General features: G+C 52.5%; 12 protein-coding genes. 3 read left to right on the top strand and 9 right to left on the bottom strand.

Going from position 1 to position 19,385, the window contains the following annotated elements; genetic code table 11:
• Nucleotides 1–21: 21 nt before the first annotated feature.
• From FRY98_RS07250 to FRY98_RS07270, 5 genes are all read right to left on the bottom strand, one after another.
• On the bottom strand, nt 22–1,191 hold the full coding sequence (locus FRY98_RS07250; protein ID WP_170287046.1) for a DUF4179 domain-containing protein: 1,170 nt from the start codon (nt 1,189–1,191) through the stop codon (nt 22–24).
• Nucleotides 1,154–1,753 (bottom strand): RNA polymerase sigma factor, encoded by a 600-nt coding sequence (locus FRY98_RS07255; protein ID WP_249043344.1) that lies wholly within the window; start codon nt 1,751–1,753, stop codon nt 1,154–1,156. The genes FRY98_RS07250 and FRY98_RS07255 overlap by 38 nt, the downstream gene beginning before the upstream one ends.
• Nucleotides 1,754–2,193: 440 nt before the next feature.
• The gene (locus tag FRY98_RS07260) at nt 2,194–7,062 is read right to left on the bottom strand and encodes a S8 family serine peptidase (RefSeq protein ID WP_170287047.1); all 4,869 of its coding nucleotides are present in this window, start codon (nt 7,060–7,062) and stop codon (nt 2,194–2,196) included.
• Between the two features lie 163 nt (nt 7,063–7,225).
• On the bottom strand, nt 7,226–7,942 hold the full coding sequence (locus FRY98_RS07265) for a PIG-L family deacetylase (protein ID WP_249043345.1): 717 nt from the start codon (nt 7,940–7,942) through the stop codon (nt 7,226–7,228).
• Nucleotides 7,939–8,250 (bottom strand): DUF1806 family protein, encoded by a 312-nt coding sequence (locus tag FRY98_RS07270; protein WP_420819693.1) that lies wholly within the window; start codon nt 8,248–8,250, stop codon nt 7,939–7,941. Before FRY98_RS07270 ends, FRY98_RS07265 begins: the two co-directional genes overlap by 4 nt.
• A 194-nt stretch (nt 8,251–8,444) precedes the next feature.
• Between FRY98_RS07270 and FRY98_RS07275 the strand changes: the two genes are divergently transcribed.
• Both FRY98_RS07275 and FRY98_RS07280 read left to right on the top strand, forming a co-directional pair.
• Nucleotides 8,445–9,194: a GTP pyrophosphokinase gene (locus FRY98_RS07275; RefSeq protein ID WP_148451006.1), complete on the top strand. Its 750-nt coding sequence runs from the start codon at nt 8,445–8,447 to the stop codon at nt 9,192–9,194.
• A 173-nt stretch (nt 9,195–9,367) separates the two neighbouring features.
• The gene (locus FRY98_RS07280) at nt 9,368–11,089 is read left to right on the top strand and encodes a M14 family metallopeptidase (RefSeq protein WP_148451007.1); all 1,722 of its coding nucleotides are present in this window, start codon (nt 9,368–9,370) and stop codon (nt 11,087–11,089) included.
• 998 nt (nt 11,090–12,087) lie between these two features.
• Here the strand turns inward: FRY98_RS07280 and FRY98_RS07285 are convergent.
• Nucleotides 12,088–13,446: a hypothetical protein gene (locus FRY98_RS07285; protein ID WP_148451008.1), complete on the bottom strand. Its 1,359-nt coding sequence runs from the start codon at nt 13,444–13,446 to the stop codon at nt 12,088–12,090.
• 64 nt (nt 13,447–13,510) lie between these two features.
• Nucleotides 13,511–15,001 (bottom strand): serine hydrolase domain-containing protein, encoded by a 1,491-nt coding sequence (locus FRY98_RS07290; RefSeq protein WP_170287048.1) that lies wholly within the window; start codon nt 14,999–15,001, stop codon nt 13,511–13,513.
• A 192-nt stretch (nt 15,002–15,193) separates the two neighbouring features.
• Between FRY98_RS07290 and FRY98_RS07295 the strand changes: the two genes are divergently transcribed.
• Nucleotides 15,194–17,200 carry a serine hydrolase domain-containing protein gene (locus FRY98_RS07295; protein WP_170287049.1) on the top strand — a complete coding sequence of 669 codons (2,007 nt, stop codon included), beginning with the start codon at nt 15,194–15,196 and terminating at the stop codon, nt 17,198–17,200.
• Between the two features lie 327 nt (nt 17,201–17,527).
• Here the strand turns inward: FRY98_RS07295 and FRY98_RS07300 are convergent, their stop codons facing one another.
• Both FRY98_RS07300 and FRY98_RS07305 read right to left on the bottom strand, forming a co-directional pair.
• Nucleotides 17,528–18,580 carry a sensor histidine kinase gene (locus FRY98_RS07300; protein ID WP_249043346.1) on the bottom strand — a complete coding sequence of 351 codons (1,053 nt, stop codon included), beginning with the start codon at nt 18,578–18,580 and terminating at the stop codon, nt 17,528–17,530.
• Entirely contained in the window at nt 18,577–19,302 is a 726-nt protein-coding gene (locus FRY98_RS07305; RefSeq protein WP_148451011.1) for a response regulator transcription factor, read from the bottom strand. The genes FRY98_RS07300 and FRY98_RS07305 overlap by 4 nt, the downstream gene beginning before the upstream one ends.
• Between the last annotated feature and the right edge of the window lie 83 nt (nt 19,303–19,385).

Here is a 19,385-nt window from a genome sequence, read left to right on the forward strand (position 1 = left end):
CGATTCTCAGAAGGGTTACCGCTATTTCAGATCCACCTTGAACTCCAGTTCGCTGATATATTTCTTTTCCCCAAATTTGCCTGAGGTACGGTCCACTTTTTGTACATAAGGTTTAATCGTAACGGATTTCGGTTTCTCTTTGAATGGCGTAAAGAGGAAGTCGATATGATATTTTCCATCGATGATGTTCATCCGGTTATCGTAAAGATCGTCCACCCGGTTGTTGTTCTCATCGAAGATATGAACCCCGAATGCATGCTTGCCCGCATACAGATATTTGTCAGGAATTTTGTATTCTTCTCCGAGGCTCTTGAACTCCCCTTCACCGGTCATGGTCAACCGTGTACTGATCGGCGTCAGTTCCAGTTTATCCAAGGTGAGGCTGAAGCCGTCATGGGATTTGACCGATTGCGGGTTCAAGACGAGATTTTCGGTGTTCTTCTTCACCGGAAACTTCAGCACATAAGGTTGGTCGCCCCCCGTCATGTTCACTTGAAGCGTCAACTCGAAAGACTCACCCAGTGCCGGCCGCCCCAAGTCTCCAGGATGACCCGATGTACCGGTACCGAAAGGGAGGGAGTCATTGAAGTTCAGAATCGCCGAATCCCCGGTTTCCCCTTCTTCCAAAATGTAACGTCCGACAAAATAGTTCTCACCGTTGACCAACATTTTGATGTCCTTGATTACACCTTTGCCGCCGGTAACTCTGTCGCCGTTGGAAAGAATTTCGCCCAGCAGTCCGTCACCCGTTTTGCCTTCTCTTTGCAGGGCAACGGAGATACGCGTCCCGTCATAGATATAACCTGTACTTTTCAGGGTGATGCCCCCGTGGCTGTCTGCGGCGTCAACGGGCTGATACAGCCCCTGTTTTACCCCTGCCTGAAGCCCCGCATCCCCGTATTGCTGAAATACGTTGCCGATCAACGGGACCTGGCTTAACGCGCTGGCCATAGTCGGGGAAACAAAGCCGCTGCCGACGACCCCGAGTCCCAAGGCCGCGGCGATTCCCGAGATTGCCGCCGCTTTTTTCATCATGCCGCTCTTCCGATGACGATGACGATTGACTGTATTTGTTTTGTTCATTTCTTCCACAATCCTCTCTTCCAGGTTTAATTCCGGCACTTCCGTAAGATTTATCATATACTCCAAATTTTCAATAACCCGCTCTGCTGGATCCGATGTTCGTTTCAATTTTCGCGCCTCCCTTATTTCGTTCATATTGAACCAGTTTTTTACGGATGCGTTCATATTTTTTTCGCAATCCGACAGCCGTACAATCCATAATCTGCCCGATCTCCTCGAAACTGTACTGCTCCACCGCCTTTAACAGCACCAGGTTTCGCTCGTCGGGCGTCAAAGGCTCCAGCAGTTCCATGACGGCGGAATCCCGTTCGGTATGGGTGTATAGGCGGGCTTCATCCCGATACCTGTCCGCCAGCCTTTGCTCCCGTTTTTTCTTCTTCAACACATTCATGCTGTGTGTGTAGGCGATTCTGTACAGCCATGCCGAGAAGGAGGCCCCCCGGTATTCACCGATATTTCGATAGGCCCGGATAAAAATATCCTGCAGCGCATCCTTCGTCTCCTCAGGGTCTTTGATGAGATAATAACAATAGATATACAACTGTCTCTCAAAGTGGCGGGTGATCTTGATAAACGCTTCCTGGGAGCCCGCCTGCGCCTGCCGAGCCCATTCATCAATCAGCGCTCTGCGCTCCTCCCTGTTTGCGTCAACCGTTGTTCTTTTATCCACTCCATCACCTCCCGTGTTCCGAATTCGCATATATGACAACCGTTACTTCGCGATTTGTGACATGAAAATAAAAAAACCGCCGGCTCCATGCCAGCGGCCAAAACTTTTATGATTTCCTTAGATAGGTTGAACTAAAGAATTGGCGTTGGCAAGGATGTGATAGGGTTTCGGATATGCGTTGCCAACACCCACAATTGTAGATATAGAGTTCCACCGTCTGAGTCTACATCATTAACGGGAAAAATTCCCGTTAATGTACCGCTCTATGGCTCTTGGATCGGATTTAGCTGGAAAAGCTCCATCTATTTCGCGGCCCTATTGCCGATGTGCACTATTCCAGGCGAATTAGCGGGAGGTTTTCCAGCTAATTCGCCTTTACAGCCGTATACGTACCAAATTAACGGGAAGAATTCCTTTTAATTCGAACCAAACCCTTGGTATTATAGATTTCCGTATAAACGATACATCACTACAGCGGCTTCCGCCCTGCTGGCGAGCGTTTCTCCTTCAAACCGATTCCCGCTTTTGCCTTGCAGAAGCCCCAGACCGGCCACATGGGCAACTGCATCCTTCGCCCAAGACGGAATCGCTAGTTGGTCGGAGAAGGATAAGGTTGTTGCCGGGGCTGCCGACTTCCCTTCCGCATGCTTCAACGCTCTGGACAGCATTACCGCCATTTCCGAACGGGTGATGGCTTGATCCGGCGCGAACGTTTGGTTGTCGTACCCGGTCACGATTCCGGCCGTTACAACGCTTTGGACGGCATCGTAATACCAACTGCCGGCCGGGACATCGCGGAAGGATACTTGGGCCGACCCGCTCGGCTGCAAATCCAACGCCCGTACCAACAGGGAGATAAACTCGGCTCGGGTGACCTGTTCCTTCGGACCGAACAGATTCCCGCTTCTTCCCGTCACGATGTCCTTCGCGGCAAGCACTTCAATCGCGTTGACCGCCCATGGATAATTCATCTCCGTCACGTCCAGGAACTTAACCTCTTTCGCCATAAACATGTATCGGCTAAAGCCGCTCAGTTCGGCCACGAGATTGCCGTCCTTCTGCCGGGTCGCCAGCCGGATGGGCTGCCCTTGCTCCGGAAGCTTGAACAAGCTGATCTTTGCCGGATTTAGCTTGGCTGCGGCGAGCGCTTCGACCGGGATCGACACGGTCACCGGTTGACGGAACGCCGCGCTGTTCAGCGGTTTTCCGTTCTTATCCAACAAGGCGAAGTCGTAATACTTGCCCGCCGGTCTAAGCGCGGCATCCAAGTTCAACCCGGTGAGCAATGTGGCCGTCGCTTCATCCGAAGCGGCCGTCACTTCAACAAACGCGGCCTCTCCGGGCAGCGCCCCCTCCGGCACGGTAAGCGTTAAGCCGTTCTCGAGGGAAACCTTGGTAGGTTCTCCGCTCTTGACCTCCGCTCTCACAGCTCCGGCCGGCGCCTTTTCGGCTTTCGGAGTTACGGGTGCCGGCGTAAAAGTACCGCCACCACCGCCGCTGCTGCCGCCACTGTTACTGCCGCCGCCACCGGGCTCCGGTGTGTCCGTAACGGTGATGTCCGCCGTCGCTTTTAATTCGCCGTATTTGATTTCTATCGAAGTGCGGCCATCCTGCTTTCCCGTCACCACCCCTTTGTCTACGGAAACCAGTGCCGGATTGGCCGGCGTATACTCGGCTGCCGCCGTCACGTCGGTCTCCTTCCCTTCGGCATTCCGGTAAGTGACGGTCAGCTTTCCGCTAGTCCCCTCCCGAAGGGAGAGCGCCTGAGGTTCGACCCGAAGCGCGGGCTTCTCCAACACGGTGACTTTGGTCTGAAGCTTGGAATCCGCCTGGATTTCCCAACCGTTCTGATCGAGCAGCACGAGATTCGTCAACTCAAAAGCATACTCACCATGCGGTGACGGTCCGAATCGGAAAGACGCCAAGGACCCGATTCCGGTATAGCCGGGGGTATCGTTCAAGGCAACGGAGTATTCGTACCGGCTGATTTCCGGAGAATGCTCGTAGACCGCTTCCGATACGGACAGCTGGGCGTCTGGATTCCATTTCGCCTGATGTCCGCTCAACTGCGCACTTGTCAAAACCTCCGGCGCCGGTAGCCGCTTGCTGTACAGCAGATCGAATTTAGCGGAATATACCGCTTCGGTAACTCCAAAATCAACGTCCACCGTGAACGGTTGATCCGCGGGTACCCGGCTAGGCAGGGCCGTCAGAACAACCGCGTTTTCAACATCGGATTTATATTTGACGACACGGGCCGGTACAATCATGCCGTTTTCGGCGAGATCGTAGATGTAAACCTCATAGACGTTCTCCCCCGGGGTTACGGGAACCGGAATGGAGAAATTCCCGCTCTCATCCACTGTTCCGTCAATCTGTACTTTTTTCTCGCCGTTGGCGCTATCGTAAAGAACCGCCACGCCGATCACGTCGGGAATGGACAAGTTCCCTTGAGATACCAGTAAATCGATCAAAAGATCCTGAGTAATTTTGCCGCTGATGGTCCCCGAGAAACCGGATTCGTCCACGACGATGTCGGGTTCCCCGAATTCCGCGAGAGGCGCGCCCCGATCAATAATGAAAGGCACTGCCTGATCATCGAGCGGCACCGGTTCTTTTCCTTTCTCGGCCGCCCATGGTACTAAATAGTATAAACCTTCGTCCAGTCCCGAGCCATCCCAAGGCTGATTCAGATTATAGGTGCCCGGATTCAGCTCTTGTTCCAAGGTGAACAAATTCCCTATCAAGGTGCCGTCTGCCGCGTGTACATCCATGGCGAGCAGCGATATTCGAGTGTTCACCGTAAATGAAATTTTCGTAACGTCCGACAATGTATCTCCATTTGGAGAAAAAATGTCCGGATCCAGCGTGACGTCGGAAACCGCATGCGTTTTCGGCGCCTCCCCAATATACAGGGCGATAGGCATTTGAATTTCATGGCCGCTGTTCGTATCCCGCAATTTCAGTTCGCCCTCGTAATAGGTGGCATCCGTTTGCTCGGGTACTTTTACGGTAACGGTAAAATCTCCCTGTCCCCCCGCGGGAACATCCACCTGCGTGCGGGACAGTTCGATTTGAACCGGAGAGGAGCCATACCATTCGGAACTCAAGACGTAAGAAGAATCCTGTCCGGCGATGTCCTTGACCGTAATTTGCCGTTCCCCGGTCGAACTCCAGGGAATATAACCAAAAGAGATACTGCCGGTATAGTGGGTAAGCGAATCCGCTCCGTCTACATTATAGGTCGTTTCCTCGGTCATGGCGACCGCTTTGGCCTTCAGGATTTTTTCGAGTGAAACGCGTCCGGCCCCTTGCTCCATATGTTTATAACGGGCTCCAAGCCGGTCTTTCAGCTTGACCGTGTTGTTCATCATCAAAGCCTTGATTTCGGACGGCGTCAAATCGGGGTACTTCCCTTTGAGAAGGGCCGACGCCCCGGCGATATGCGGCGCCGCCATGCTTGTGCCGTTTTGCGCCGCATACCATCCTACGTACTCGGGCACGCTGGAAAGGACTCGGACTCCGGGTGCGCTAATATCCGGTTTGATATCAAACGATGGTTTCACCGGCCCCCGCGAACTAAATTCCCCCATGATATCCTGTTCAACGGTGCTGCCAAAAGAGACGCGCAGTTCGGGGGCTGCGGCCAATTCGGCTTGGATTCGATTCCCCGCTACACCGGACAAGGCGTAGATCGGAATCGTCACGTCGGCTTCCCCCAGCGTACCGCTTTCCAGTTCACCCGGCACATTGTTAAATATAATGGCGCCGGTAGCTCCCGAAGCTATGGCATTCGTCGCTTTCTCTGCAAAGGAGAACTCCCCGCGCTTGATCAGCGCGATTTTTCCGTTCATGTCCTTTCCTTCGTAATCCGCCTCTCTGCCGAGACCGACGTCCACCAATCCGTATTCTTCCGTCAGGGTTTCTATGCCCTGGGATTTATCGAAGGTCTCCATGAAAAAAGCGCTGTCGTCCGAACCGCCTACCTTAACGATCGGCGTCTCCGTCGGGTGTTTGGAGGCTCCTACCGTAATCGCCAGCTCGGCCGATCCCGGATCGCCGAGCGTCGCTTCGTCCGGGCCGTCGTTTCCGCCGGCTACGACCGCAATGACGCCCGCTCTTACCGCGTTGTTGACGGCGACGGAATCCGCGGACGCTTCATTGTTTCCTACCGAGCCCAAGGAAAGGTTGATGATGTCCATCCCGTCCACGACGGCCTTCTCGATCCCGGCGATCACGCCTTCGTTCGATCCTCCTCCATAGGGACCCAGCACTTTATAGGCGTAAATATCCGCCTCGGGTGCTACACCCCCGACTCCCTCCATCCCGGCTGCGCCGACGCCCTGGCCGGCAATAATACCGGTGACGTGGGAACCATGCGAGGTGTAATAGGTCTTCCCTAGTTCGTTCACCTCGGGAAGGGTCGGATCTTGTTCCCGGGCCTTATAAAAATCCTCCTTCGTGGTTTCGTACGGTTCGTCGTCATTGTTGACGATGTCGTATCCCCAATAACCGTCCGGATTTTGGACGATGGCCCCCTCCAGATCGGGGTGGTCCTTCGCGGCCCCGGTATCGAGAACGCCGATTTTGATGCCTTCGCCCTTAAAACCTTCCCTCCAAAGCGTTTCGCTCCCGATAAAAGGGACGCTGCCCTGCGGGGTAAGCACGGTATCCGCCTCGGCGGTGGCATAAACCGGGTTGTTCGGATATACGGCCTTGACTCCGGGCAGCGTCAGCAGTTCTTCGACCTCGTCTGCCGCCAGAGTCAACGAATATCCGTTGAACACTTGGGTAAACTCGCGTTTTATAGTTGCGCCCAACTCGCGCTGCACCGCTTTTTTGAAGGTGCTCCTCTCCAGTTGGATCTTGGCGAGATGCGAGGAGATAGACGGCGCCATGAGGCTTGATTTGCTTTGAACCTGTTCCGCCTCGGCCTCAAACACTTTTATCGGGGTCTGCTGTAATTCTACGATGACGGTAACGGGTTCTGGACTGTCCGTCAGAGGGACGTAATTTTCGGGTTGAAATGAGGCGGATGGAGAAGTCTCTTGCATTTCAATCTTAGTGGCCTCATCAGATAAAAGAGATTGGGAAGATGACCGAGAGAATTGACTTTGCCGCTGATTCCGGTTCAAATTCCGTTCCGGTTTCAGGGTATCCAGCGATACGGCGTTCCGGTCCAAACCGGATAAGACTTGTACGGCCCGTTCTTCCTGTTGGAGCGATGGCTCCTGCGCTCCCGCTGCAGGCAACAACAGCGTAAACGTTAACAGGAAGCTTAAAAATCCAGCGATGAATTTCCTGCTCAAAACTCTCATCTCCCTTTATTTAGTATTTATGTACCGTCAAGGCTGCAATACAATATCTATTCTAGAAGTGGATTAAATTACCTTTTGATTTTCGTAAAAAACATGATTTTTTTCATAAAAAATCCCCCATTCTTCGCTCATAAGCGAAAATGAGGGATATCGATTAAAAAGAACGTTGAACTCCGGGACGGACCTGGCCGGTCTGGCCGGCCTTTATGAAGTACTCGTACTTGCCGAAACGCGCGACAGCCTCCCGATCCGGTAGCCATACCCATTCATCGATTTCCGACTGGCAGCGGTGCGCGCGAAAAGCGGCCAGCTTGAGCTCGAGTTGAGCCGAAACATCGATTTTGACAACATCCGTACGGGTGTAACCGAAGAGCTCGGGACGCTCCATCATGTCGCCGAAAGAAATAAAGAACAGGCGCTCCTCCAGCCCGGCTCGTCTGCAGGCCGCCGTCGTTGCTTTGCCGATCGCGCAATGGTCGGGATGACCTCCCCATTGTTCATGAAACGTGAGGATCACGTCGGGATCGATCTCGCGGATCCATGTTTCGACCCGCCCGGCAAGCAATTCCTCGTCGATGAATTCGACCGTCTTGTCCCGTATGTCCAGGAACTTCAGCTCCCGAACGCCCAAAATCCGGCAAGCCTCCCGAAGCTCCCGTTCCCGGGCCGCCGCGATCGTCTCCCGGTTCAAATAAGGCGGGTTGCCCATGCGTCGTCCCATCTCTCCCCGGGTCGCGCTGACGAGCGTGATCTCCGTCCCTTCCCCCGCGTATTTCGCCAACGTCCCGCCGCAAATAAAGGTTTCGTCGTCAGGGTGGGCAAACACCGCAAGCAGCTTGCGCACCCCTCGCTGTTCCGTGTGGTTCATCATTCCGGGAACGGCTCCTTTCCCAGATGGAGTGCGACATCCATCCGCCCGCGGTCGTCAAAACCGGCCAGCAGCAGGCGGCCTTGTTCATCGACCTCGTAGTGGGTGAGCGCCTCCATGCGCAGCCAGCCGTGGCCGTCAAACCGCAGGGCAGCGCGATAGGGATGGCCGCCGGCGATAAAAGCCTCGTCAAGGCGGATTTTGAAATTGCGGACAAAGACGTACGACGTTGCTTCGCTGTGAACATAGACAGCGTCTCCGACAAAGGCGCGAAGCTCATTCTGCACCTGCGCCAGGTCTATTTTTTTCATGACCATCAAACCTTCTTTATCTTAAAATTCAAGCCCACTCATTATAGCAGGATTTTGGGAGGAAAGCCGTAATGGGGCCCGTTGGTCCCTAACCGCCGCGAGTATCGCCTTGCCTTTCTGGAAGCAAGTCGGCAACCTAAGGTATAATGAACGTATGAAAGATCCAGACAACTTTGTACGAAGGACGGTTAGATATGATAGATCATTCCCATCCCCTGGAACAAGTAAAGGCCTTACAAAAGAAACTCACCCGCTTCTTGATGATGTATAAATTCGCGCTTCACGAAGTGGAGACGAAGATCGAAATTTTGCAGGAAGAATTCCAGCTCCTGCACGACTACAACCCGATCGAGCATACGAAGTCCAGGCTGAAATCGCCCGAAAGCATTATGAAAAAGCTGTACCGCAAGGGCGGAATCCGCTCGCTGGAAGATATCAGGCACACGATTCACGATATCGCCGGCATCCGGATCACCTGCTCCTTCATCTCGGATATTTACCGGATCAGTCGGATGCTTCAGGCACAGAAAGACTTGAAGATCATTTCCATCAAGGATTACATCAAAAATCCGAAGCCCAACGGTTACAAAAGCCTGCATATGCTGGTGGAAGTGCCGGTCTTTATGTCCGACCGGGAGGAACTGGTCTGCGTGGAAATTCAGATCCGGACGATCGCCATGGATTTTTGGGCCAGCCTCGAGCACAAAATCTTCTACAAGTACAATGAGTCCGTCCCGGAAAGGCTGCTTGCGGATTTAAAAACAGCGGCGGACACCGCCTACGAATTGGACACGAAAATGGAGCAGCTGCACCATGAGATGGAAGAGATCAAGCTGGCCCATCAACATGCCGGCGAGGGTGAATTTCAGTTGCTGTTCGACAATCAGAAACTAAAGATTCCCGATAACCTGCTGCAGCTGTTGTCGGGCGACGAAAAGGAATGAGCAAAGAGCCGCTCTCCAGGACTGGGTTAGCCCTGCTGGGGAGCGGTTCTTTGCGCCTATGACTATTTTCCCGTTTTCTATGAAAAATGAATTGACGAAGTCGCTAGATTCCCTTTATACTTCCCTCAAGTTACTTCATATTTATACATAGAATAGGGGAGAGCATCGTCATCATGACACCCACCAAGGCTAATAAGATTTTAGAAAAAGGCGTCTTTACGTTTCTAAGCTTCTTGCTTTTGCTTCCTCTATTTATCATCCCCTCGTCGGCTCATGCTTCCACCGGCATCGTAAACCCCAATCAGGTTTATTCCTACAAGGTGATGCAGCGGGATATCGAACGGCTGGCCGAAGCCTATCCCGACCTTATTTCCTATCAATCTCTCGGTAAAACAAAATATGGCCGCGATTTGTGGGCGGTCAAACTGGGGCGCGGCGAATCCGTCCTTTTTCTGAACGGTTCGCATCACGCCAGGGAATGGATGACCACCTCGCTGTTAATGAAAATGATAGAAACCTACGCTCTGGCCTACACCGCCAATACCACGATCTCCAGTTATGATGTGCGCAGCCTGCTGGACAGCGTGACGATTTGGATCGTCCCTATGGTCAATCCGGACGGCGTCACCCTTGCCCAGCAAGGAACGGCCGGATTGCCGGCCAATCTGGCCAACACCTTGCGCCGATACAACGGCAACAGCAGCAATTTCGCACGCTGGAAAGCCACGATGGAAGGGATCGACTTGAACCGTCAGTACCCGGCCGGCTGGAGCACGATCCGTAATTCCGCGGCAACCCCCTGGTATCAAAACTATAAAGGAAAACAACCGGCCCAAGCGCCGGAAGTTCAAATGATGATGGCGTTCACCAAGCAAATCGATCCGGAGATCACGATTTCCTATCACAGCTCGGGCGAAATTATATTTTGGCATTACAGAACGCCGAGCCAAAACGTCGCCCGCGACAAATCGATCGCCACCGTACTCGCCAATCTTACCGGATATTCCCTGGTGAAGCCGGAGAAAAATCCGTCGGGCGGAGGTTATAAGGACTGGTTTGTTCAGACCTTTGGCCGCCCCGGATTTACGATCGAGATCGCCGATTATGCCGGAGAACGAAGCGTTCCGCTGAGCAAATTCGGCGGAATCTGGTCCGAAAACCGGCTGGTGGGCCTGTACACGGCCAAGAAATCCTATGACCTTTGGCTCGAAAAGCAAAAGGTCCAGTACTTCGAGCAGCCGATGGACCTGCTGGCGGGCACGCCGCTGTACCCTAACATCGGCGGCGGCGCCGCAACCGCCACCGCCTCCCTCGCGCCGCAGAAGCTTACCATCACCGCCCGCAAGGGGGACTGGGTTCAGGTGGGCGCGGCCGAAGGAAGCGGCTGGATCCACCCCTCTCCGGGGATGCTGACGGTCGTCGAACCGCTCGATGCTTCCGCCGATGTGCCGGAGGTTATTCAGACTTACCGCTATCCGGATGCCTTTGCCCCCAAAGGCCCGGCGATATCGCCGCAAACGGTTCAAGTCACCGGACAATCGGGCGAGTGGCTGCAAATCGCGGCGGAAACGGGCCCGCTTTGGATCCGCGGCCAGGGCTTGGAGTTGAAGGCACCGCTTCAAAATTCGGAGCCGGGGCCCGAGCCCGCACCCGCGCCGGAGATTCAGGCCCCTGCGGGGCCCGCACCCGAGAATCAGGCTCCTGCTGGGCCAGCATCGGAGACTCAGGCTCCCGCGGAGCCTACGCCCGAGAATCAGGCTCCCGCGGAGCCCACACCGGTCCAGCCTCCTCCTCCGGCGGATTCAACGCCGGAAAAAGCGCCGGATCACGCACCGCAAAACCCGCAGGAACCGGTCCGGGGCATAGTGACGGTCGAGGGGGAAATCGTCCCGTAGATGAAGCGGCCGGTCCCTTTATTCTGTTGACGGCTTGCTCCGAAATGATATTAATAGCAGCTATTAGCTATGGCTTCCGTTAGAATTCCGATCCGCTCCGAAATGCCGAAATAGCCGCTATAGCTTCCGTTAGTGCCAGGAGGGCCGTCGGGAATCACAACCCCCCCCCTTCCACCTCCGCTCTAACGGACATCATAGCCGCTATTTTGCCAATAATGGCTCCTTCTGCATTCTAACGGAAATAGTAGCGCCTATTTGACCCCTTTGCCTCCAAAATGGCCTCATTTTTCCGAAATAGCTGCTATGGCTTCCGTTAGAATTCCAATCCGCTCCGAAATGCCGAAATAGCCGCTATAGCTTCCGTTAGAGCCAGGAGGACCGTCGGGAATCGTGAACCGTCCCTCCCACCTCCGCTCTAACGGACATCATAGCCGCTATTTTGCCAAAAATGGCTCCTTCTGCATTCTAACGGAAATAGTAGCGCCTATTTGACCCCTTTACCTCCAAAATGGCCTCATTTTTCCGAAATAGCCGCTATGGCTTCCGTTAGAATTCCAATCCGCTCCGAAATGCCGAAATAGCTGCTATAGTTTCCGTTAGAGCCAGGAGGTCCGTCGGAATCGTGAACCGTCCCTTCCACCTCCGCTCTAACGGACATCATAGCCGCTATTTCGCCAAAAATGGCTCCTTCTGCATTCTAACGGAAATAGTAGCGCCTATTTGACCCCTTTGCCTCCAAAATGGCCTCATTTTTCCGAAATAGCCGCTATGGTTTCCGTTAGAATTCCGATCTGCCCCAAAATGCCGAAATAGCCGCTATGGCTTCCGTTAGAATTCCGATCCGCTCCGAAATGCCGAAATAGCCGCTATGGCTTACTTTAGTGCCAGGAGGTCCGCCGGGAATCACGAACCGCCCCTTCCACCTCCGTTCTAACGGACATCATAGCCGCTATTTTGCCAAAAATGGCTCTTTCTGTAATCTAGTGGAAATAGTAGCCCTACTCTACTTTTGTTCTGCGCACCAGGGCGAAATCTTTCCCCGCCAGCACTTCGCCGATCAGCGAGTCCCCACTTTCCATAACATATTCGTTGTAATAGTTCACGGCCAGACTTCCGTCTTGTAATTTTTCTACGATAAGGAGGTCATCCGTAGGCTGCGGAACCAGGCTTTTGGCGATTTTTACGGCTATCGCATCGTTCCCGTAATTCTTCTCGCCCTTCTGCTCCGGTTTGGCATAATCGACCCGGTAGACGCGGTCATTCAGCAAGCGGTATTCGTAACGCCCCTTTTCTCTGCGGTCCAATTCCTTAAAGTCGGCCGTGCGAAAAGGATCGTCCTCGCCCATCGGTACGGCTGAATAGATAAAGTCCGTTTCGTCGGCAAAATCAACGTCTTCCACCAGCGAAGCCAGGCTGATTCCCTGATCGGCCGCAATAAACCGGTAGCGGTTTCCATGAAAATCCACACGCTCCAGTTCGGTGTACGGAGACTGCTTTTTCCTAAAAGCGATGTAGTCCTCGCTGTGCGTTCTGACTGAAATATTGCAGAAATTGTATACCGGCCCGTAAAGGACGGGATCGATATTTTCGCCGTAGTCATCCGCCTGTCTGAAAATGTCCTTCATCTTCTCGTCCATGAATTTTTGTTCTTTATTTACATACACCTGAATTTCACTTTCGCCGTTGCCGAAGATCTCGACCATTTTGTCCAAAAACGCTTTGCTTTGCTCCGCATGGTTGCGGCCGTCCTTTTCTTCCCCTTTGAAAAAGATCTCCAGCTGAATGCTGTAATCCTGCTCTTTCAAAAACTTCGCGATATCCCCTTCGTATTTTTGCGAGAGCGTGAAATAACTGTTATATCTGTCGCCGGAATTGTAATGGCTGAAATAATGGGAGATCCAGAAGTAGCCCAATTTCTCCCCCTCACCGATCAGGCTGGACACGTCAAATTTTCGGATATGATATTGTTTCGAGACGCCGTATGCTCTGATGATATGTTCCTCAATACCGCGTTTGATATCCGCCGCCTGATAGTTATCGGCAATCAATGGGTTGGGTTGGCCGATGAGCTTGCCCCCGTTTGTACTGACCAATACGTTAAAAACCTCGCCATTTTTCGTCATACGAACTACGCCCTCATTCGGAATTTTCCGTTTAAAACTAGGAATAGGCCCGTTTGGCGAGGAAGCCAGCGATACTTCAATGACTTCGGCGTCCGTCATCCCGTACTTTTCCTTCACGTAATTTATGGCCATCCGGCTGATTTCGTTTTCTTTGGCTTTTCTTTTGCCCGCGGATGTCGAACATCCCGTAAACAATAAACCGATGACACACAGCATAACCGTCAGCTTCTTCAATCCTTTTCCCTCCCAGTGCAACAAACGCGCATAAGAAGATATTATAACAATAACCCCATTAGCACTAGATCCTGATGACCCTTCTTAAGTTTCCGACAAACAGAATCAATTTAACCACACCGATGCCTAGTGCGAGGATGCATAACAGAAAAACGAGATGACCAAGCCCCGGCAAAAAGGAGCACACCACACGCCATGAGGCTACAAAACGGCCAGCCCCGTAGAGCACCACAACGGGTATTGCGAAATTAAACAATAGCAGAAACAGGACAAATAACAAGTTTCGCAGCGGAGTACACGCAATTCTAACCTTCCGCTTGAACAGGCGCACAACGGATATCCCCAGCAGCACAGCCACGGCTAGACATACAAGATCAAGGATGAGGTGTGTCCCCATAACACTGCCTACATCTGTCTGCGGTTGGCGGCCGTGTAAAATATCGCGAATCCCGTCCGTAATCATTTCGAATTTGCCGCCGCGGACCAGATAATCATGCGCGTTAATCAATACGATGATCCCTGTGTCGCCGTCCAGCACCATAGAAGAGTGAAAGTTCTCGATATCGCCCTGATGCCTGACTACCCCATCCGCGATTTCCCACCCCATTCCATAATGTCCGTTAATCGTAGGGTCGGGAACCGCAGGCTCATGCATGCGACGAATGCTCTCGGCGGAAGCTACCGAGCTATCACCGAAATTCCCATCATTCAGCTGTGAAATGAGATAATGGGCCATGTCTTCCGCACTGGAAATCAGGTAGGCGGAGGCAAGCATGGAAGGGTTGTCCGGCTGCTCCGTGGGGAACATGTACCCAAAGATGGATTGGTAACCTGATGCTAGACCATGCTTCTTGGCCGCTAATGTCGAAGTGAAGCTGTTCTTCATATCGAGGAGCTCGAAGATATTCTTCCGGACGTAATCCGCATAGGACATCCCCGAGACGCTCTGAACAATCCCGCCCAATATATCGTAATTGGCATTGGAGTATTGATATGTTGTCCCTACCGGCTCACTTAGAGGGGTATCTTTAAACCCCCGGATCAGTTCTTCAATGGTTGGCTCGGTGCCGGCAAAACCAAGCCGCCCGGTATAAGTGGACAACCCGCTGTTTTGATTGAGCAAATGCTTGACCAGAATTTTACCGGACGCCTCGCGGTCGGCTATTTCAAATTGAGGCAAATAGTCCCGGACCGGCGCTTCCAGGTCCACTTTCCCCTGTTCTACTAATTGTATGATTGCCAGAGCCGTAAACGACTTGGTACTCGAGCCTAATATAAAGGGAGTTTGCGCGGTAACAGGCTGTCCCTGGGGGCCTGTTACCCCATATCCCTTCAAATAAAGGGGCTGATCCCCCCTAACGATACCTATGGCTACCCCGGGGAGTTGAAGCTTGTCCATCATCGTTTCGACAAATTTATCGATTTGAGTTGTCTCCTCCGCGGAAGCTTGGAACCCTCCAGTTGCTTGTACTGCACCGTTTGGCACAAAGATATTGACGATTCCAAAGATTAGAATCATGATGACCGGAAAAACTCTTGATTGGTTCAATTTCATCCTTCTATCCTCTTCCCACTGACAAATTACTTTAAGCATATCAAATGAGAAATAACCCCAGTCTTACATTTACCTTAAGATCGTCGCAGATTTGTTCAAAGTCAGCCAAAAGCCTGTTACACTATTGCTGATTGAACGCGCGGATTAAATCAAGTTCGTAACATGAAATCGTCAAAACAGGAGGTCATCGCATTGTTTTTATTTAAATCCAAACCTCGAAAAATAATTCCGCTGGTGATGTGCGGGTTGCTCATCGCATCTGCGGCTCTTCAGCCGAAAGTGTCTGCCTCGGCCACCAATCAGCAAGCGGCCGTCCCTTTGGAAGCTAAACAAGTGGAGGCTTTTGTGGACGGGTTCTTTAACCAGCCTCAAAACAAAGCGCAGTTAACAGGCGCAGCGGTTGTTCTCGTCAAGGGGGACCAGGTTCTGTTTCAAAAAGGATACGGTTATGCCGACCTCAAAAGCAAAAAGCCGATAGATGCGGAAAACTCCGTCTTTCGCGTCGCCTCGATCTCCAAATTATTCACGGCCACAGCCGTCATGCAGCTCGTAGAACAAGGGAAAATCGATTTGCAGGGAGATGTCCAGGCTTATTTGGGCGATTTGAAAATTCCCAACAAAACCGGCAAAACGCTCACGATGGAGCATTTGTTGACGTATACTACCGGATTTGACTATACGGATAGTCCGAATCTTTCCGAGAAAGAAGTTCCGAACAACCAGTTTATCAAGGAACAGGTACCGACGATTGTCCGCGATCCGGGTGAAGCCTATCGGTATGACAATTACGCCTTTAACTTGCAGGGATATATCGTGGAGCGGCTGTCCGGTGTTCCCTTTAGTCAATATGTGCAAAAACATATCCTGGAACCGCTTGGCATGGAGAGCAGCAGCTTCCAAATGACGCCCGAACTGCGGGAGCATCTGGCTACCCCTTACACGGCGAAGAAGGAGCCGATCCCCGAATACCTTTCCTACCCGGCCGAGGCGCCGGACGGGGGGATGTTCTCCACCGGGGGAGATATGGCCAAATTCATGATCGCCCAGCTCAATGGCGGACAACTGGCGGACGCCCGAATTTTAAGCAAAGAATCGGTGAAGAACATGCAGCAAATCCATCACCGGATTCACCCGCAGATCCCCGGCACCGCTTACGGGTTTGAAACCTTTTACAGCAACAACTATAATGGTCAATCGGTCATCGGCAAAGGCGGGGATTTGTCGGGTTACCACTCCTGGATGTGGCTTATGCCCGAACAGAAAGTAGGCGGTTTTATCGTCGTAAACGGAGACGGCACGAATTTGCGCGAAAACTTTTTCGCAGCCTTTATGGATCATTTCTATCCCGAAACGCCGAAACAAAAATCGTACCTTAAACCGTCCAAAACGGAGCTAAGCCAGCTGACGGGGGTTTATCAAGATCTAAGAATCCCCTTTTGGGTATTTCAAGTTACGGTGACCGACGACGGGCTGCTGAACATTGTGGATCCCTATGGATCGCATACCCTCCGGGAAATCGAGCCGATGTTGTTTGAGGATGAGCAGGGGATTAAGGCCGCTATTAAAGTGAATTCAAACGGAACGCAATATTTGTACTATAACAAAGTGGATAGTTGGGCGAAAAAAGCCCCCGAGCCTAAAGAGTATACGGATGTTAGTAAGCAGCATCCCTATGCGCCATGGATTTATGGAGCGGATCAACTCGGATTTTTAAACCCTTCGGCGGATGGCGCCTTTCACCCTGAGCAAGAAATGACCCGGGCCGAGTTTATTGCCGAATTCATGCGTTTGACAGGATTGGCCCCGGCAAAAACAACGACGCTAACGGGGAAAGCCGGAGATGCTCCTTACCTGGGATTTGTGCAAAGTGCCTTGGACCTCGGGTTTGTTCAAGGAAACGCGAAAAGTAAACAGGTTTACGATCCTAGCCAAATCATTTCACGGCAGGAAGCCGCGGTCCTGATTTGGAGAGCCGCGATGATGGCCGGAGTGAATACGTCGAATTCTTCGGACGTAAAATTGCTTGGGGAGACGGCCCCTTGGGCCACGGAGGCGGTACAGTATATTGTGAATCATGGCATGTACGGGCCGGAAATCACCAAGGACTCCGCCGGCATAGACTATCGGTCCAAGCAACCCCTGTTGCGGCAAGAAGCCGCCGTATTGCTGAACCTTTTTTGCAAAAAACTGTCCCTTTAATGATCTTATTCCCGGCTGAACAGCACAAAAGAGCCCGGTTCCCTAAGTGGGGAACCGGGCTCTTTTGTGTCGGGTGGCGGGTAGCGAGTGCCCGGTCGCGGTCTGCGATCGAAAGAACGTAGTGCCTCGTCAGACGAACTGGACACATAAAATTCCTGCAAATCTGCAGGAATTTCCGGCGAAACCGGCTCGTTTCTCTAAAATCGCTAAAAATACCTGCAGATTTGCATCTTTTCTCGCATCCACTCGTGAATCGGTCTAAAATACCTGCAGTTTTGCATCTTTTTGCAGTGGGAAGTGTGTTGGAAAGTGCGCTAGGCACGCACCTTAATAGCGGCGGTACAGTACGAGTTCAAACGAGGTTTTTCCGTTCCCGTTATCCAGACGCAATTCGCCGCCATGCCGCTCCATAATTTGCTTGGTAATCGACAAGCCGAGCCCGGTTCCCCCATCCCCTTGCCGGGACGAATCTCCCCGTACGAAAGGATCGAAGATCACGGCTTTCAAAGCATCGGAAATCCCGACCCCGTTATCGATCACGGCTAGCTTCACGGCAGGTCCCGCATCCGTCAGACGTACGGTGACTTCCGTCCCCGGCGGGTTATAGCGGAGGGCATTGGATAACAGATTGGAGATCGCTCTGCGTATTAATCCGGCTTCATACTTCACCGTTACGGGACGCGTCGGAATGTCCAGATTCAAGGAAAACCCGCGTTTTTCAAATTGATCATAACCGTCGGCCACGGTCTCTCTCAGCAGCTCGGCCAGATCGCCCGGAGCGGCTCGCAGCGGAAAATCAGGGCTGTCTAGCTTGGACAATTCAAAAATGTCGTCGATCAATGCGGCGACCTGGATCGACTTGTTGTAAATCAACTGTAACGCCTTCATTCGGTCCCCCTCATCGTCAAACAATCCCAGTTGAAGCGCCTTGGCATACCCTTGAATGGAAGTGATGGGCGTCTTCAAATCATGGGACAGATCGACAAGCATCCGGCGCTTGCTCTCCTGCAGTTTGCGGTTCTCCGTCTCCGCCTGCTGCAGAGACTCGGCCATCTTATTAAAATACTTCTCAACAAGCGCAAACTCGTCCGTCGCCTGAATAGCAAGCCGTTCTTCATACCGCCCTTGCCCCATCTCCCCCATCGCTCCCGCGATTTGCTCCAAAGGTCCGGTAATCCGCTTCGCCGTCCACAAGCTGTAAACCGTGATATTGGCACCGAACATAAACAGCAGCAGCAACAGCTCGGACACGCCGATCTCGATCGTTTCCCGCTCCGTATCAATCGCAAATATCAGCAGGACGACAAGAGACATGAGTAAGGTACAGGCGAAAAAAATATGGGTTTTCACCAACCGGCGGAACAGGGTGTTTTTCTTCACGAGAAATCCTCTTTCCTGGCGAACTTGTAACCTAAGCCGCGAATCGTCCGAATATAGGCCGGTTGCCGTGGATTGTCCTCAATCTTATCCCGCAACCGGGAGATATGCACCATGATCGTATTGGCGTCCTCATAATAATAGTCGGACCAGGCCTGCTCAAACAGCTGCTTTTTCGTAAAAACCCGGCCCGGAGCATCCATAAATGCCTTCAGCAGCTTATATTCAATGGCGGTTAACGGAATTTCCTCCCCCTGCTTATACAGGGCACAATTCCGGCTGCACAGCCGCAGTTCCCCGATGGTTACAGACTCCGACCCGATTTCCTCGATCGGAGGTTCCGCCGGCGGCTCATTGAACTCATAGGTCCGTCTGAGCATGGCCTGTACACGGGCTACCGCCTCCAGCGGATTAAAGGGCTTTGCCAAAAAATCATCGGCTCCCAATTGCAGGCCGAGAATTTTATCGCTGTCCTGGCTTTTCGCCGAAATCATGATGACCGGCATCTTATAGTTCGTGCGCAGCTGCTTGAGCAGTTGAATGCCGTCGAGTCCGGGCATCATGATGTCAATGACCGCCAGATCGATCCGGCGCTCCCGGATACATGTCCACGCCTGCGCGCCATTATAGGCTTCTATAACGACCAGATCTTCCTTTTCCAAAAAAAGTTTCAACAGCGCAACGATATCCGGATCATCGTCCGCCAGCAGTATCGTCTTACTCATCAAATTCCGCTCCCCCGTCCTTCTCATCGGCAATTGTGATATCATCCATCCCCGATTTCTTTAGTTTAGCACTTTCCGGCCTA

It is taken from the genome of Paenibacillus faecis, assembly GCF_008084145.1.
GTDB classification, from domain to species: domain Bacteria; phylum Bacillota; class Bacilli; order Paenibacillales; family Paenibacillaceae; genus Fontibacillus; species Fontibacillus faecis.

Excerpts from the sequence above, each read along its gene's own strand:
- FRY98_RS07265 (WP_249043345.1), bottom strand. The coding sequence starts at position 7,942 with ATGATGAACCACACGGAACAGCGAGGGGTGCGCAAGCTGCTTGCGGTG.
- FRY98_RS07270 (WP_420819693.1), bottom strand. The coding sequence starts at position 8,250 with ATGAAAAAAATAGACCTGGCGCAGGTGCAGAATGAGCTTCGCGCCTTT.
- FRY98_RS07275 (WP_148451006.1), top strand. The coding sequence starts at position 8,445 with ATGATAGATCATTCCCATCCCCTGGAACAAGTAAAGGCCTTACAAAAG.
- FRY98_RS07290 (WP_170287048.1), bottom strand. The coding sequence starts at position 15,001 with ATGAAATTGAACCAATCAAGAGTTTTTCCGGTCATCATGATTCTAATC.
- FRY98_RS07305 (WP_148451011.1), bottom strand. The coding sequence starts at position 19,302 with ATGAGTAAGACGATACTGCTGGCGGACGATGATCCGGATATCGTTGCG.
- FRY98_RS07280 (WP_148451007.1), top strand. The coding sequence starts at position 9,368 with ATGACACCCACCAAGGCTAATAAGATTTTAGAAAAAGGCGTCTTTACG.